Raw genomic sequence first — 15,373 nt, 5'->3', positions numbered from 1 at the left:
GTTCGGTACCGACCGAACAGTCATTCGTGGGCTGAGATTTCCAGTTCTGTTCTGCTCAAGCCGAAAACACGTTCGAAAGCACCAAAACCGTTATCGGTAATGGTCAATGCACGGCTTCCAATACGTCGTTCAAGCCATCCTGCATCAAGGGCTTCATTCATTATCTTGGTCGCAAGTGGACCTGAGATGTGGTGGCGCCGCTCCGTCCAATCGAGGCACAGTTTCACGACGGGCTTGTTGCTTGATGTGGTCGGAGCCACAATCCCGATCTTGTCCAGGAACTTATCGTAGCATGGGCCAATGGAAACGCTGTCAGCGTTTATGAGCAGTACATCAATGGCAATCATGCGATCCGTCATCAAAACGCCGAGCCGACCAGCTATGTGATTGTAGCAACTGCGGGCCAGAAGTGTGTCGCAAGCGGTCTTGCGGTTCCGGGAGAGGTGATCGGTTGGTGAAAGGCTTGCCAGTTTTTCAAGGACGCCAGCAACGTCTTCGTTGGCGATCCGGTGATATACGTGTCGTCCACTGCGCAAGGAAGACGTTAAGCCAGCTGACTCAAGTTGCTTGAGATGTGCGGTTGCCGTTTGCGGACTGACACTGGCAGCGCAGGCCAACTCCTTGTTTGTGAATGCCCGACCATCCATCAACTCGCACAGAATACGTGAGCGGCTGGGGTCGGCCAGTGCAGCGCCGATAATGTCCAGTCTGGGTTCAATGGTCATAAAACGAGTTTAGCCCAAACCACATCTGAACACACGATCGGAACAGTTCGCCAGAGAACGAAGTGTTCTTTTTTTCAGGTTTAGTGATCTTCCAAGCCGCCGTGCTCAGTTCTTAAACTCGTTGTCTGCAACCGTGAGCCAAAGCAGGCCAACAGGTGCAGGAAGAACGTTGAGACGTTCGGGTGTTCGCAGACGACCAACTCAATCCCTTGGTCGATGATCCCGGAGATGAACGACACCTTCCGAGAAAATCTGTCCAGCTTTGGGATCAACAGTTTCGAGCGGGTCTTCTTCACAAGGATGATGGCGTTCCACAATTCGGCCCGGTCATCTCGTTTGCCGGATTGGACTTCTGTGAACTCGGCAACCACCTGATCGGCGGGTGTCAGGAATTGCTCGACCATCGCCCGCTGCGCTTCAAGCCCAAGGTCGGATCGCCCCTGCCGTTCGGTTGAAACCCGGCAATAGACAACATACTCGACCATGCTTCATCCCTCCGTCACCGACAAACGTTGGTTTGTCGTAGAAGGGGTCGGATTTCTTCGATGAAAGGGCAACGAGATTAGCAATGTGGATGTTGTTTGTAAGCTGACGCCAGCCGTGGTGCCTGTGAATGGGAAAAGAGCGGACAAAGCTGCCGTTCGCTACAACAAATTCCGATGACCGCTTTCGGCGTTCAAGAATACTACCAAGGTATGTTCGCTTGTGTTGGCGGCAAATCACACTTTACGTACGTGGGCCTGTCTCCAGTCATGGCTCGAAAGGGTATATCTTAAAACCGCCATCCCGCATCCGTTAAGGCGGAAATCACTTCTTCCGACAAATCTGGGCTGGAGTAAAACGCACCCAGAACCAAATCTGGCCTGAACTCAGGCCAGGACTGTTTCAGTTGATTCAGTGTTTCCTCTGCTTCATTTGTCTCACCCAACCTCTGATAGGCGGCCGCCAAGTAAACCAAAGAGAGAGCGCTGACAGGGTCACCATTGTCACTCGCAAATTCCAGAGACGCGATTGCCTCCCTGAACTCTCCAATGTGAAAGCTGGCAACTGCATGAATGTTCCTGTGTGCAAACCGATGGCTTCCAATATCTCGCTGATGGCTTGGGTCACTGACGTCATACGCTTCTTCAAAACGACCCAAAACCAGTAGTATCAAGCCGCGAAAATCTAGGACATTTCCATCTTTGGGACGTAGAGACTGTGCGAGTGCTGAAAACTCCAGTGCATTGTCATAGTCGCCAGAGACATATGACACCCATGCCAGCGCGGATTGGCTCCAGCCGTTTGAGGGTGCAAAGTCCACCGCTTTCTGTGCCATTTGTCGTGCATTCAGTATCAGCGCGCCACGCTCTTCCACTCTTTGCGTTTGAAGGGCCCGGGTTCCCAGACTATGGGCCAATCCGGCATATCCACAGTAAAAATCAGGAGCCTCATTTATTGCCATTCTAAATATGTCGCTGGCCAGGATCTGGTTATCGATAGTTGCGATTGGAAAGAGCAGGCCCCGAGCTTGATCGCAGTAGTTTGACGCCTGTACCGCAGCGGGTGATTTAGCGGATAGAGCCTGTCGCTCAAGTGAACGCGCGGATGTCTTTGGGTTGAGGTCAACAACCTGTTCCATGCGCCCGCCCAAGACGTAGGCAAGAGCAATGATCGCTATGGTGACAGCAGGGATGCCAATCAGCCAGGGTAATCCTGGCCTGAATGGCGTATGATCGATATTGCTCTGAATTGTACCAGAGCGGTCCTCGAACCAAGGCGCGTAGCCGCCGCTATCAATATGAATGCGCAGATCGTCTCCAGCACCTGCCGTTTCATAGTACTGCTCAAGTTTCCGCCGTAACCGCCCCGCATCCACACGAACAACGTTGATATGGCCGTCATCACTGGCAAAACTCTTGAAGTAAACATCCTGAGCGATTGTCTTGCCAAGAATAGCCTCGGACCTACCTGCAATGGCCTCTTCGACAACGTAGCTCAGAAAATTCCGAAGGCGTTCCGCCTTGCCAAATATGTCACTCGCCAATACCTGGTCTAGCGCGTACTTCACACGGGTCGCGTGACGTTCCGGATCAAGGGTCAATTCTCTGTCGGGCATCTGAAACTTCAAGTTTCTCTGTATTTTCAACTCCATACTGTCAAATGAATATTTGAATGTCACCCTAATTTCACGGTGTAACCCTTCCGCGTTGCGCGTTGTGCCCTCAGGCTGACGCCCAGAGAGGGATTAGGCGCCAGGGCAATGACGGACATCAGTTTACTAGAGCTCGCTTTCCCGGACCAAGTCAGCAGCATCCGCGTCATGCGAAAGAACCATCGTGGATTCGAGGCACTTTGCGGTGACTTCGAGTTGCTCTCAACCGAGTTGGAGAGGGCCCGGAAGGTCAATGAGCAGACGTCACCATGTCTGATCGATCCTGTCACCGAAAGCCTAGACGGGCTGGCCGAGGAAATCGCCGAGCATCTCTCTCGATTCACCAATTCAGAGATTGTCCCGAAAGCCATTTCAGAAGTGGTTCCCATATTCACCCAGGCTCGAACAAAGGACTGAAAATATGCTGCAAAACAGACAGAGGAAGTCAATTAAGTCACTCAGCGCACTCGCCACCGCGGCGACATTGTTCGCCACAAGTGCGTTCGGTCAGGCTCCTACGGTACAGGAGCCCTCATCCCAAGAAGATATTGAGGCTGCACTGACTGGCGGCGTCCCAATGGGACGTTGGAAAGAGGGTCTGACCTTTGAGGGCATCTCTCCTCAACCGTGGTTGAAAAGTGCGGCAAACTGGTTCCCACGCACCGAAGATGTACAGCCCAACGAGATGAGAATTATCTTCATGGGATCTGCCCCGTTCATTCGCCCTGGGCAAATGAACACAGCGATTCTTGTTGAGCTGGGTAACGGTAAGATTTTCATGTTTGACATTGGTGAGGGCTCACCAGCGAACATTATTGCCAGTGGATATGCACTGAATGAAATTACCGATGTATTCATCACGCACCTGCACGTAGACCACTTTGGTGGGCTGCCGTACTTGTGGATGTTTGGAACCTGGGCCGGTGGATGGCACGAGCAGTTGACGGTCCATGGCCCATCCGGCCGCACCAAGGAGTACGGCACCGCAACGATGGTAGAAGGCATGAAAATGATGACCGGCTGGCACCGGGATGCGTTCAGCGTCTTTCCCGTTGGCAAAGGTTGGGACATCGAAGTCAACGAATTTGATTTCCGTGATAATGGCGGCGTGATCTATGATGAAGACGGTGTCAAAGTCACACACTGGCAAAGAAGCCATGCCAAGGACGGTGCGTCGGGATACCGGATGGACTGGAATGGCATGTGCTTTGTCTGGACAGGTGACGGTCGACCCAACATGATCGACATTCCTTTCGCCAAAGGCTGTGATGTCTTCGTCACGGAACAGCAGCAGGAAATCATCGAAATCTCCTCTGGAGTTCAAGGCGTACCGCCATTCCTCGGGCGGTATACCGTCGATACCCATCACACGCCCAGTTATGCGGCCGGCTACATTGCCAATTTGGTGCAACCCAGGCTTCTGATGAACACTCACATGAGCTATGACCCCTATCAGATCGAGGAAACCGTGGCAGAGATCCGCGAGCATTGGAAAGGCCCTTATCACTTTGGAGCGCCGGACGGGATCGTTGTGAACGTCACCAAAGATCAAATATGGGTTCGCGAAGGCATATTGCCTGATTTTCCAAACTCACGAGCGCCGCAGTTTGACTTTAGCAATGGTCAGTTGATCGTGCCGAAGCCACCCCATCGACGCGAAGACATTCAGGAACCCTACGTACGCGATATGGAGATCGATCCTAAGCTGTACTATCCCGAGGGATATCATCCTGAGCTGCTGACCGAGTGGCCAGTTGATGACGACCTTGTTGTTCCTCTGGAAGCGCTTCCCGAAAATCTGAAAGAGAGTATGGGCGCGGCGTGGCGCCATCGTGAAGCCAACCGCAAAGTGTTGGAAGAGCAAGGTGACAATTAAGTCATCATGACAAACAGGGCGATCACTCGTAAGTTCGGGTGGTCGTTCGAACTTTCCGGAAACATCACGAAGGAATGAAGTCTTGTTAATCGTACTTGGCCTCTACTTTGGAATAGTCTGGCTGGTCTTTTCCAAGTTTCATCTTCTCCCCTGGAATGGGTTCTGGAAAACTCTGGTTTACGGTGTAGCTGCTGTTATCGCTCTGGTGGTCATCGGTGCGCTGAACCACACAACTCCGACTGGCCCGGTATCCATTCAGGGTGTTTCAACGAATATTGCTCCGAATGTGGCCGGCACGGTTACAGAAGTCATTGTCGAGCCAAACCAGGAAGTCGCAAAAGGCGAGCCTCTGTTTCGAATAGATAATGAGGTGTACAAAGCCGAGGTTTCCCGGCTCGAAGCTGTTTTGGAAACTGCAAAGTCATCTGCCGATCAACTGGTATCAGATTTATCAGCTGCCGAGGCCGAGATTGACTCCCTGACTGCTCAGCTGACTTTCGGAATTCAGCGTCGTGATGACATCATCCGTTTGGAAGAACGTGGGGCATCAACCACGTTCCAACTGCAAGAGGCTGTCTCAACCATCGACCAGTTGACCGCGAATATCCGCGCAGCCGAAGCCCGGAAGACAAGCCTTGAGCGGCGTATCGCCGCGAAGATCGACGGGCGTGACGCAGGTGTTGTGGAGGCTGAACAGACGCTTGCGCAAGCTCTTTGGGAATTAGAACAAACGGTTGTAAAAGCGCCCGGAAACGGCGTTGTTACGGCTGTTTCACTCCGACCAGGTAACCGCGCCACTCCGCTACAAGGGGCAATTACTTTTGTCGAACCCGGAGACTTTGCAATAATTGCTACTCTTCCCCAATCCAGTCGTGCCAATGTTTCGGTCGGTGACGAAATCCGGCTTGCATTTAGAACGGAACCCGGTGGAGAAATTACCGGCCGTATTTCCGATTTTCCGGTCGGAACTGTCGAAGGTACTGTTGATCTAAGATCAGGTCTTCCCTCATTGCGCGAACTAGCCGGGATATCCAGCTACATCGTATTGGTTGAACTACCTGCAGATGCAGACAGTAATTCCTTGCAATTTGGAACGTCAGGAACAGCTTTGGTTAAGACAGACGAGGCCGGAGCCATTGGGGTTTTGGCAGAGATCCTTTTCTGGGTCACCAAGAAGCTCAATTATCTTTGAAAAACCGGACCAAAGCATCTGTGTCATCAATGAAAACTGTCGAACTCAAATCCTTGGTGTTTCGGTGGCCCGGTCAACCCGACCCGGTGCTCTCAATCGATGACTTTGATCTTGGGGCCGGGGAAAGCGTGTTTATGAGAGGCCCCAGTGGCAGCGGAAAGACCACGTTGCTCTCGGCAATTGCTGGCGTGATCGATGTACCGCAAAGCGCGGTTCGCGTTGCAGGCACGGATGTCGGGGCTTTGGCCGGAGGTGATCGTGACCGTTTTCGCGTGGATCATTTGGGGATTGTTTTCCAGGTCTTTAATCTCTTGCCTTGGCTCAGTGCGCTTGAAAACACGTTGCTGCCCTGCAGGTTTTCAGCGCAACGTCGCAATCGATCGGGGCCAGACCCCAAGGCTACCGCAACACGGTTGCTAAGTGAGCTGGGTCTTGAGGATGCTGAGCTGATCAATCGACCTGCCAGCGCACTGAGTGTTGGGCAGCAACAACGCGTTGCGGCGGCGCGTGCTCTGATAGGGGCGCCTGAAGTAGTATTGGCGGATGAACCCACCTCGGCTTTGGATGAGGACGCAAAAGGCTCGTTTGTCCAGTTGTTGTTGAAGGAATGCAAATCATCAGGGGCGAGTTTGTTATTTGTCAGCCATGATCGCAGCCTGGAAAAACACTTCGATCGGAGCGTTGACTTGCCGATGCTGAACGCGTGCAAAACGTGATGTTCAATCTTAGTTTAAAAAGCCTTCTCAATCGTCGCTTTATCGCTGCGCTGACTGTTCTTAGCATTGCCTTGAGCGTGGCTTTGATTGTTGGGGTTGAACGGCTGCGAACAGAGGCACGAGCGGGTTTTGCTAAATCTGCATCAGGGATCGACCTGATCATTGCGGCACGCGGAAACGATGTGCAGATCTTGATGGCAACGGTTTTTGGTGTCGGCACAACAGGCGCCGGTATCAGCTGGGACAGCTACGAGATGATCGAAGATCTGCCCCAAGTAAGCTGGACAGTGCCGATCATGATGGGTGACAACCATCGTGGATATCCCGTGATCGGAACGTCCGAGCAATATTTTGATCACTTTCGTCATAGTGGCGGCAAGAAACTGAAATTCGCTGAAGGTGTTCCGTTTAAGTCTCCAGATGGTGCAGTGATTGGAGCAAAAGTTGCTCAGGCTTTCGGGTACACGTCAGGTACTGAAATCGTGAATGCCCATGGCTCAGGAGAAGTCGCCTTTGATGTCCACGACGAAGCGCCTTTCACAGTGACCGGCGTGCTGTGGCATACCGGGACGGCCGTCGACAGAATGGTTTTTGTCTCGCTCGAGGGTTTTGACGCCTTACACAAAGAACCTGCTTCAGAGGTTGCGGACCCATTCGTTTTGATCGATGCACCTGAGGCCACCGAAGAACACGAAATCCATTCCACCGAGCATTCCCATAATGAAGATCACGCGGACAGTGAATTTGCGGACGGGCATGTGGATCACGGCGACAGCCATGGACAAGACGATGACTATGCGGAGCACGGCGAGCCTGACGAGCACGAAGAAGGGCATCAGGAACATGACGACAGTCATACCCACGAGAGCGACCATGAAGACGAGGTGGAAGCTGTCAGGACCTCTGGCGGGCACGATCACGGTGGCCATGATCATGAACCGGGGACCATCAACGCGATTTTTGCCGGGCTTGAGGAGAAAACGGCGGTGCTTTCAGTTCAACGGCAACTTGCAGACCATCGCGACGAGGCACTGACTGCTGTTCTTCCTAATGTTGCGCTGTTGCAGCTTTGGTCGATTACCAGTACGGCCGAGACTGCACTGCGTCTGATGGCAGGCGCTGTGGCAATGGCCGGAATGATCGGCATGGTGGTCATGTTGTCTGCTTCACTCGACAACCGGCGGTGTGAATTTGCGATCCTTCGATCCGTGGGCGCAACACCAGCTGGCGTCTTTTCCCTGATCTTGCTTGAAGCCGTTTTATTGTTGTCGGCCGGCATCGTGCTTGGAGTAATCGCGCTCAGCGCTCTCACGCTCGTGATAGATCCGATTCTTGCCGCAAATTTTGGGCTTCGCATCGGTGTTGACCTGCCGAGTTTTCGCGAGGTTCTTCTCATAGCCCTCGTTTTCTGCTCTGGTCTTCTTGCCAGTATTATACCTGCGTTAAGGGTGTACCGTATGACGCTATCAGACGGACTGTCGGTGCGGCTTTGAATAAAAGGATCCGCTGAAATGAAGACCATTACGCATTTTCTGAATATTTTATTCGCCCTTGCGATTGCGGGGCCTCTTCTTGCAGCGGATCCGCGCAACATAGGTTGGCAGGATCTCCTTCCTGAAGAGCGGCCCTACCACGATCCTTTTGCCACCCTGGAATATTCTCAGGTCAATGCGTTGGCCATGCTTTATCGGATTGAGGTTCTGCATGCGGACACTGCGGATGACAAGAAGCGCGCCGAAGCGGTCCAGATCCGCGAAGATCTTGTGTCTCAAGGTCTTGACCCAGATTGGTTGTTTGAACAACGCGAAATTGTGATGAACCAACGGTTGATTGCTTCGCGCGAACCGAATCTTGATCTTTTGGGGGAGAACGTGCGACTTCCTGGCTATCTACTTCCCCTGGACATTGTCGACCAGAAGGCGTTCGAATTCCTTCTGGTTCCGACAGTTGGAGCCTGCATCCACACACCACCACCTCCAGCCAATCAGATGGTCTATGTGCGATACGAACAAGGCTTCGAAATCGATGAATTATATAAGCCAGTCTGGATAAGCGGAGAAATGCGGGCACTCAGTCGATCCCAATCGCTCAACTATGTAGATGGCCAAGCCAATATCGAAACTTCATATGCGATGGATGCGCGGGCAGTAGAAATCTATGACTGATCAGTCAGACTAGGGCCCGTTCTTCGGCTTCACCGGGATACATATTGGCGCCGTTCCCCTGTAGCAGGATCGTTGGTTCGTGCAGTTGTGACGCTGCAAGTCTCATCTGAAGCTCCTTGATGATTAAAACGGCGACTTTTAAACATGAACAGCCAATTTGTGATCACACCAATCCGCGCGTACGGGTTTCACAAATGCGGATTGGCTTTCGATTAAAACGGGAGAAATTGACTATGTGATTGCTGACCTTTCTGATGAGCGTGCATTCCTCTCGTCACGTACGCTCCTGCTGTCTCTAGGCCGGCTGGAGCGGTCACTTACAGAGTTGGTTTCGTCCGCTCGCCCAGGTTAGCGTCGGCGCACTTTGTTTTTTGCAATAGTTTCAATATCTTGAATTCAGGGCGCCCCTTTGATTTTCAAAAGTTATACACGAAGTGATGAATTTTGTTGTAACCCATTGAAATCACGTTTGGGAACTTGATTGAAAATCCTCGTGTCGGTGGTTCGATTCCGCCCCCGGCACCATTTATTAGAATTAGCCTTTAGATTTTTATGTAAAATTCGAATCAAAATCGAATGATGTCCACCTAAATATCCACCTATGCGATCATGGTGCTCGCAATTCTTAATTCGGTTTCGCAGCCCATTCCTTGCTGAGGGAGTAGGCAGGAAACCGTTTCGAGAGTTCGAATCCCTTCGTCTCCGCCACTTTTCTCATAAACTCAATGAGTTGGTGCGCCTCAATGCTCTCAGCCCCCTTATCTGCCCCCTTATGGGATTTCGCATTGCTCGGCATCCGCTGAAAGACCCCGCCAAGCATCTGCCGAGTCGGAATGTCGCACCCCACCCCCCGGCCTCACCCGGACGCGGCGCAATTTTGTTTATACCCCGCGCACACCAAGCGCGTGGTATCTGGACTTTTTGACTGCTATGTCAGGTGAGATGTGGCCACCCCCGCGCGGCAACAAACTCGTTACGCCGAGAGTACATCAGCTGCTTGGCCATTTGGTGCACTTAGCACGAAAGACCGCTTTGAAGTCCACGCAGACACCCGATCCATTCCGATCATTATCCGCAATGCGGACTAAGCGGACGCTCGCAAAGAAACAACTTCAGCATACAAACCTATTCGAAAAACTTTTGGCTGCCGCCGCGTTTCTCCGGCATAGTGCAAAAAACAGACGTCAGGAGGTCAGAAATGCCTAAGATTAGCCGACGCAGATTTCTTAGATCAGGGCTTGCCGGTGCAACTGCCTTAACGCCACTCAGCACTGCGTTTGGACAGTCCGGTTCGCTTTCTGAATTGGGAACGGCAATCGTACGACTTCCCGAGGTGACGGTTTACACTGCCAGAGAAATAATGACGCTTGATCCGGCAAAGCCCTCAGCTGAAGCCGTCGCTGTCGTAAATGGCCGCATTCTTTTGGTCGGTAGTCTTGAAGACGTTCAAGGCATCCTGAAAGGGCAGCGCTATAAAGTAGATACAAAGTTTGCCGACCACGTCATTGTGCCTGGTTTTCTCGCCCAGCACGATCACCCGTTACTGGCGGCTCTCACGATGTCTTCAGAAATCCTTTCGATCGAAGATTGGGTTTTACCCGCGGGCACAGTCCCTGCGGTAAAGGACAAAAAGGATTTCACCGACCGACTAACAAAAGCAGTGGAGCAACGTACCGACCCATCTGAGCCAGTCGTTTCATGGGGGTATCACCCAGCCTTTTATGGTCCGCTTACGCGGGAGGATCTCGACGCCATAAGTTCGACACAACCGATACTGGTTTGGGCGAGGTCGTGTCATGAGATGATACTGAACAGTGCCGCACTGGAAATGGGAGGTGTCACGCAGGACGTCGTCGAAGGTTTTTCAGCTACGGAGCAGGTACAGTCCAAATTTTTGGAGGGACGATTTTGGGAGCAGGGATTATTTGCGGTGCTGCCTTTCATCGCTTCAATTGCTGCAACCCCGGAGCGGTTGCAGTCCGGTTTGGAGCTGACGCGTGACTACATGCACGCCAAAGGCATTACGTTTGGAAACGAACCCGGTGGCATTCTGGCCAAACCTGTTCAGGACGGTATCAACGCAGTTATGTCCAGTCCTGGCATGCCCTTCCGTTGGTCTTTCATGCCGGACGCCAAAACTTTGGTCGACACCTATTCCGATGATGCTCAGGTGATCGCCGAGACCGAAAAACTGGAAAGCTGGTATGGGGGCATGACCAGTCTTGCGCCCAAGCAAGCCAAGCTGTTTGCGGATGGGGCGATCTATTCGTTGCTCATGCAAGTGCGTGATCCATATCTGGATGGCCACACGGGCGAATGGATGATGGACAAGAGCCTGTTTGATAGAGCATTCCGCATTTACTGGGATGCAGGTTACCAAATTCATGTGCACGTGAACGGAGACGCAGGACTTGATCGCGTTCTTGACGCACTCGAAATGAATCTGAGACGCAACCCGCGCTATGACCATCGAACCGTTCTGGTTCATTTCGCGGTTAGCGCAGAAGAACAGGTGCAGAGAATTTCGGAGCTTGGCGCCATCGTCAGTGGCAATCCATACTACGTCACTGCACTTTCAGACCAATATTCTTCTGTCGGTCTCGGGTCGAAAAGAGCGGATGCGATGGTTCGTCTCGGCGATATTTCGAAGGCAGGGATCTCCTGGTCGCTGCATTCTGATATGCCAATGGCACCAGCCGATCCTCTTTTCCTGATGTGGTGTGCCGTAAACAGGGTGACTGCTTCCGGTCGTGTCGCGGGACCGGATCAACGGGTCAGTGCAGAGGAAGCCCTTCGAGGTGTCACGATCGAAGCCGCCTATTCATTGAAACTTGAACATGAGATCGGCAGCATCGAACCGGGGAAACGCGCAAATTTTACCATTCTCGACGACAACCCTATTGCGGTGGATCCAATGAAAATCAGGGACGTTAAAGTCTGGGGAACCGTGATGGAAGGGCGGGTTTTTCCAGTTGAAAAGGAAGTGAGGAAAGCGTCGTTGATGCCTCCGGTCGGTGGAGTTGGCAACATAGACGCTGACTTTGCACGAGCAACACTTGAGCATGCTCTCAAAGTTGTACACACACACATTTAACTCTTATTTTTGTGCTGCGAGTTGTAGGAAGAGGTTGTCCGGAATGGGCTCAGAGCAGTCATTCGCCGCACTCGGCATGAACGACTGCCACGCGGACAGAGCGGAAATTGGCGGTAATAAGCCTAATTAGCGCTGTCGGCCCAATCCAGTCAATCACCGCCCTTGCCGCAAACGACCGGTTCAGGGTCAGGTGTGCTTCAAACAAACCGTTTCAGTTGATTGTCGTGAAGTAATAGGAGAATCACCGCCGGGCGGCAATTCTCCGGCATTGTTATTCGCCGTATCCCGGCTCACCCAATTCGTAGGGCAATTGGTCTAGATGCTCTATGAATTCCAACGGGTCAAACGGCAAGCTATCAAAATCTGCTGGCGGGTTTGACAAGGCCAGCGTGGCGGGACGGGCATTGGACAGGTTTGCATACGCTGGTCCGCGGTTGTGTTTGCGGTCCGGATACTTCTGTTTCCACAATTCATGTCGGGCGCGCATTCGCTTGAACGGCTCCTTAAAGTGGAAGCCACCGACGACGATTGGATTGGCTTCACGGTGGTCGTTATATAGATCGTAAACAGCAGTCAGGCCGGACTTGGCCTGCCCCGGATCATCCGATGTCCAGTGGATTTTGAACTGGTCTTTGACTGTGGCCGCTAGGTCAGGCCCCTGGTAAATGAACACATGATCGCGCCGTCCGTGGGTATCGCCGTTGAGCAGCAGCGCCGTCTGATCGATGCCGTCGATGATGCGGTCGGTGGGAATATGCTGGGTGGCTCCTGCCAGCCTAGCAAATGTCGTGAACAAATCGGTTTCGTGGATCATGTCAGCCGCATAAGTACCTGGCTCGATCACGCCCGGCCAAAGTGCTGCTGCGGGAACCCGGACACCACCTTCAGTAAAGTCGCCCTTGCCACCACGAAACAGGCCTTCACCCAGACCGGCACCGGCAGGCGGATTGTGTGTCATCGGGCCATTGTCGGCCATGGCAACGATCAGTGTGTTTTCTGCAATTCCTAATTCTGCCAGAGTTTCCCGCAAAAGAGCGATGTCGGGTTCAATTACGCGATGATAGCTTTCCCCCACCATGCCGCGCTGCAAGGTCACTTTCTGAGGGTTAGGAATGAAGGACATCCAAAGCGGCCACCATGCGACGTAGAATGGCTTGTCTGCTTCTGCACTTTGACGAATGAAGTTGATTGCACGCTTCCGGCTCTCGATGTCGAAATCATTGTAGTCCTGTACTTCTTGTGAGCCGTTGCGCCATTCGGCGGCTTGTTCGCCTTTCTTGCCTTCCATGTAAAAGACAAAACCTTCGTCCAGAACGAATCTATGGTCGCGCTGATAGGGGTTGTCAGCAAGCAACTCCTCTTTCATCCCGACAATCGCGTTGGCACCCTCGCCAGTTGCATTATATAGGCTCGTGACTTGATTGTAGAGCGCCCAGAACGCGACATCAAAACCTTGGTTGATGGGATAGGATTCCTCGATATCTCCCAGATGCTGTTTTCCGAAAAAACCGGTTGCATAACCCTGGGCCGACAGAACTTCGGCCAAAGTCACATTTTCCGCCGCCAGTCCGGTATACTCAATCGGAAATCCGATTTCCCAGGTGCCTGTGCGGATAGCGTTCTGGCCTGTCAGAACCGCCGCACGGCTGGGCGTGCAGCCCGGCTCGGTATACATGCGTGAAAACTGCATTCCATCTTCGGCAAGCTGGTTCAGATTTGGTGTCGAGTAGCCGCGTATTTGCTGATAAATCGGATCGCCGAAAGCCATCGGTGGCTGGTCGTCCCACATGTAGTGGACGATATTCGGGGGGGCACCGTATTGCTCTCTCAGGGCCGCCAGTTTCTTGTCCAGTTCGCCGTCCTCAACGGCCCAGACCTTCCCGTTCTGCGCTTCCAGAATGTAGTATTCAGCGTCATGAACTATTGCGTTTTCCTGTGCGAGAGCGCTCGTTGCGAATGCCGTAAGGATCGCAATTACTCCCACAGATCGTTTTTGTTTCATGGTTTGGCATCCTTGTTTGAATTCTTTTGGTTCTTCAGGCCATCAGTGATCAGCTGATGGGTGTATGCAGACAGTGATTGAGAAGTAGCGGCAGCCTGCCGGGCCAGTTCCGAACGTTCATCCCGCGTCAGAAGCGTGACGATGCGTTCTGAACGTCGTTCGCACTTTGGGAGCGGCGGGCGCCCCATTGTAGCCGGTTTGCGTTCTCTACCTTCCACGCGGGTCAACTTGCTCAAGCATTCATCCGGAGGTTAACATTACCGGGAAACTAACTGAGGCAGGGAATGAACCACATCAAAAATTCGCCAAACCTGCCCAGGTCCGAACCACTGGTGGTGATGACGTTGCCGGAGCCAAACGACATAAACGGCTTCTCTCCGTGGGAAATTGATTTTCGACAGATCGAGGCCGGTGCAATGGAAACCAAGGTAACGCTTCGCGCCGGAAGCATTGTAACACTGTTGAACATTTCAATGTCACGCGCCGTACACCAAACCGGCGTGTCACCCAAAGGGTTGCTTACCTTTGGAGTAATCCGGCGCAACGATGTTCAGGTTTGGCAAGGTCAGGAGACATCGGAATCCGAATTGCTGTCTTTCGGCAGTTCCGACCCTTTTGACGGCGTAAGCGCCACACATTTTTGCGGCACAACTGTTTCTGTCAAAGAGCACGATGTAGAATTCCTGGCTGACGCCTTGGGCCTGAATATCCCGGAGAGCTTACGAACTTCTGCGAAACCGGCAATTTTTGGACAGCACAAACGTCTGGCAGCGATACGGCAACTCTCTGAAAGGCTTACGGGCAGTTACGCACCGCCGATGACCGACGCCATCGAAGAGGAGATTGTTGCTGGCCTTCTGTTAGCGGCAAACTCATACGATCAACACGAAGACAAAAGCACGCCTTTGATCCGGTCTCGGGCCGTTTCGAAAACTACCGAGTTGATGCTAGCCCACCTTGGCGAAAATGTTCCGATCAGCCAAATATGCAGGGAGGTCGGTGTTTCATGGCGCACTTTGGATCGTGCCTTCCTCGAGAAGTTTGGTGTCGGGCCAAAGAAGTATTACCAACGAGTTCGCCTAAATCGGGTTCGATCCGACCTGATCCGTAAAACCAGTCACTACAGCATTTCCGACATCGCTAACCGCTGGGGTTTTTGGCACCTAGGGCAATTCGCTCAAGACTACCACAACATGTTCGGGGAGTTGCCATCACAAACCGGTGCAGGTCAGGAGTGAACACCCGTTTTATCTTTCAAGATTGCTGCGGAAACATGTGTCTGGATGTTGACGGCCAATGAGGGAGCATTCGGTCAATCAATCAAATTGCAGCGAAGGTCTGCCGTCCGCCGTTCGCGACAGATGCCGCGGTTTATTTCAACGGCAATCTTGGGCCTATTTTGTTGAAAAACTCGGGCTTGATCGGTTGGTAAGTTGCTGATTCAATTCTTCCTAAAGGGAGGGATCAGC

12 protein-coding genes are annotated in these 15,373 nt (G+C 52.5%); 8 read left to right on the top strand and 4 right to left on the bottom strand.

What is annotated here, in order from left to right; all coding sequences use genetic code 11:
- Positions 1–20: 20 nt before the first annotated feature.
- The 3 genes from AC2FJZ_RS20180 to AC2FJZ_RS20170 form a co-directional block, all read right to left on the bottom strand.
- On the bottom strand, positions 21–725 hold the full coding sequence (locus tag AC2FJZ_RS20180; RefSeq protein ID WP_496779882.1) for an ArsR/SmtB family transcription factor: 705 nt from the start codon (positions 723–725) through the stop codon (positions 21–23).
- An 80-nt stretch (positions 726–805) separates the two neighbouring features.
- Positions 806–1,210, bottom strand: coding sequence for a recombinase family protein (locus AC2FJZ_RS20175; RefSeq protein WP_496674436.1), 405 nt, complete (start codon positions 1,208–1,210; stop codon positions 806–808).
- A 287-nt stretch (positions 1,211–1,497) separates the two neighbouring features.
- Positions 1,498–2,823: a tetratricopeptide repeat protein gene (locus tag AC2FJZ_RS20170; RefSeq protein ID WP_496779880.1), complete on the bottom strand. Its 1,326-nt coding sequence runs from the start codon at positions 2,821–2,823 to the stop codon at positions 1,498–1,500.
- 144 nt (positions 2,824–2,967) lie between these two features.
- On the opposite strand from AC2FJZ_RS20170, the gene AC2FJZ_RS20165 reads away from it, so the two are divergent.
- The 7 genes from AC2FJZ_RS20165 to AC2FJZ_RS20135 all read left to right on the top strand — a co-directional run bounded on the left by AC2FJZ_RS20165 (position 2,968) and on the right by AC2FJZ_RS20135 (position 11,902).
- A complete protein-coding gene (locus AC2FJZ_RS20165) occupies positions 2,968–3,276 on the top strand; it encodes a hypothetical protein (RefSeq protein WP_496779878.1) in 309 nt (102 codons plus the stop codon).
- A gap of 160 nt (positions 3,277–3,436) precedes the next feature.
- A complete protein-coding gene (gene gntH, locus AC2FJZ_RS20160) occupies positions 3,437–4,735 on the top strand; it encodes a guanitoxin biosynthesis MBL fold metallo-hydrolase GntH (protein WP_496779876.1) in 1,299 nt (432 codons plus the stop codon).
- An 82-nt stretch (positions 4,736–4,817) separates the two neighbouring features.
- Entirely contained in the window at positions 4,818–5,927 is a 1,110-nt protein-coding gene (locus AC2FJZ_RS20155; RefSeq protein ID WP_496779874.1) for an HlyD family secretion protein, read from the top strand.
- Positions 5,928–5,956: 29 nt separating this feature from the next.
- A complete protein-coding gene (locus AC2FJZ_RS20150; RefSeq protein WP_496779872.1) occupies positions 5,957–6,643 on the top strand; it encodes an ABC transporter ATP-binding protein in 687 nt (228 codons plus the stop codon).
- Positions 6,643–8,136: an ABC transporter permease gene (locus AC2FJZ_RS20145; protein ID WP_496779870.1), complete on the top strand. Its 1,494-nt coding sequence runs from the start codon at positions 6,643–6,645 to the stop codon at positions 8,134–8,136. The genes AC2FJZ_RS20150 and AC2FJZ_RS20145 overlap by 1 nt, the downstream gene beginning before the upstream one ends.
- 18 nt (positions 8,137–8,154) lie before the next feature.
- Complete coding sequence (locus AC2FJZ_RS20140) at positions 8,155–8,808, top strand: DUF3299 domain-containing protein (RefSeq protein ID WP_496779869.1); 654 nt, start codon at positions 8,155–8,157, stop codon at positions 8,806–8,808.
- Positions 8,809–10,006: 1,198 nt separating this feature from the next.
- On the top strand, positions 10,007–11,902 hold the full coding sequence (locus AC2FJZ_RS20135) for an amidohydrolase (protein ID WP_496672114.1): 1,896 nt from the start codon (positions 10,007–10,009) through the stop codon (positions 11,900–11,902).
- 271 nt (positions 11,903–12,173) lie between these two features.
- On the opposite strand, the gene AC2FJZ_RS20130 is transcribed toward AC2FJZ_RS20135, so the two are convergent.
- On the bottom strand, positions 12,174–13,904 hold the full coding sequence (locus AC2FJZ_RS20130) for a sulfatase-like hydrolase/transferase (protein WP_496779867.1): 1,731 nt from the start codon (positions 13,902–13,904) through the stop codon (positions 12,174–12,176).
- 284 nt (positions 13,905–14,188) lie between these two features.
- Here AC2FJZ_RS20130 and AC2FJZ_RS20125 point away from each other — a divergent pair, with 284 nt between their 5' ends.
- Positions 14,189–15,142, top strand: coding sequence for a helix-turn-helix domain-containing protein (locus AC2FJZ_RS20125; RefSeq protein WP_496779865.1), 954 nt, complete (start codon positions 14,189–14,191; stop codon positions 15,140–15,142).
- The last annotated feature ends 231 nt before the right edge of the window (positions 15,143–15,373 follow it).

This window comes from Ruegeria sp. CDSA079, from assembly GCF_059612245.1.
The sequence above is the reverse complement of the archived record's forward strand: the minus strand, read 5'-3'. Positions and strand labels throughout refer to the sequence as shown.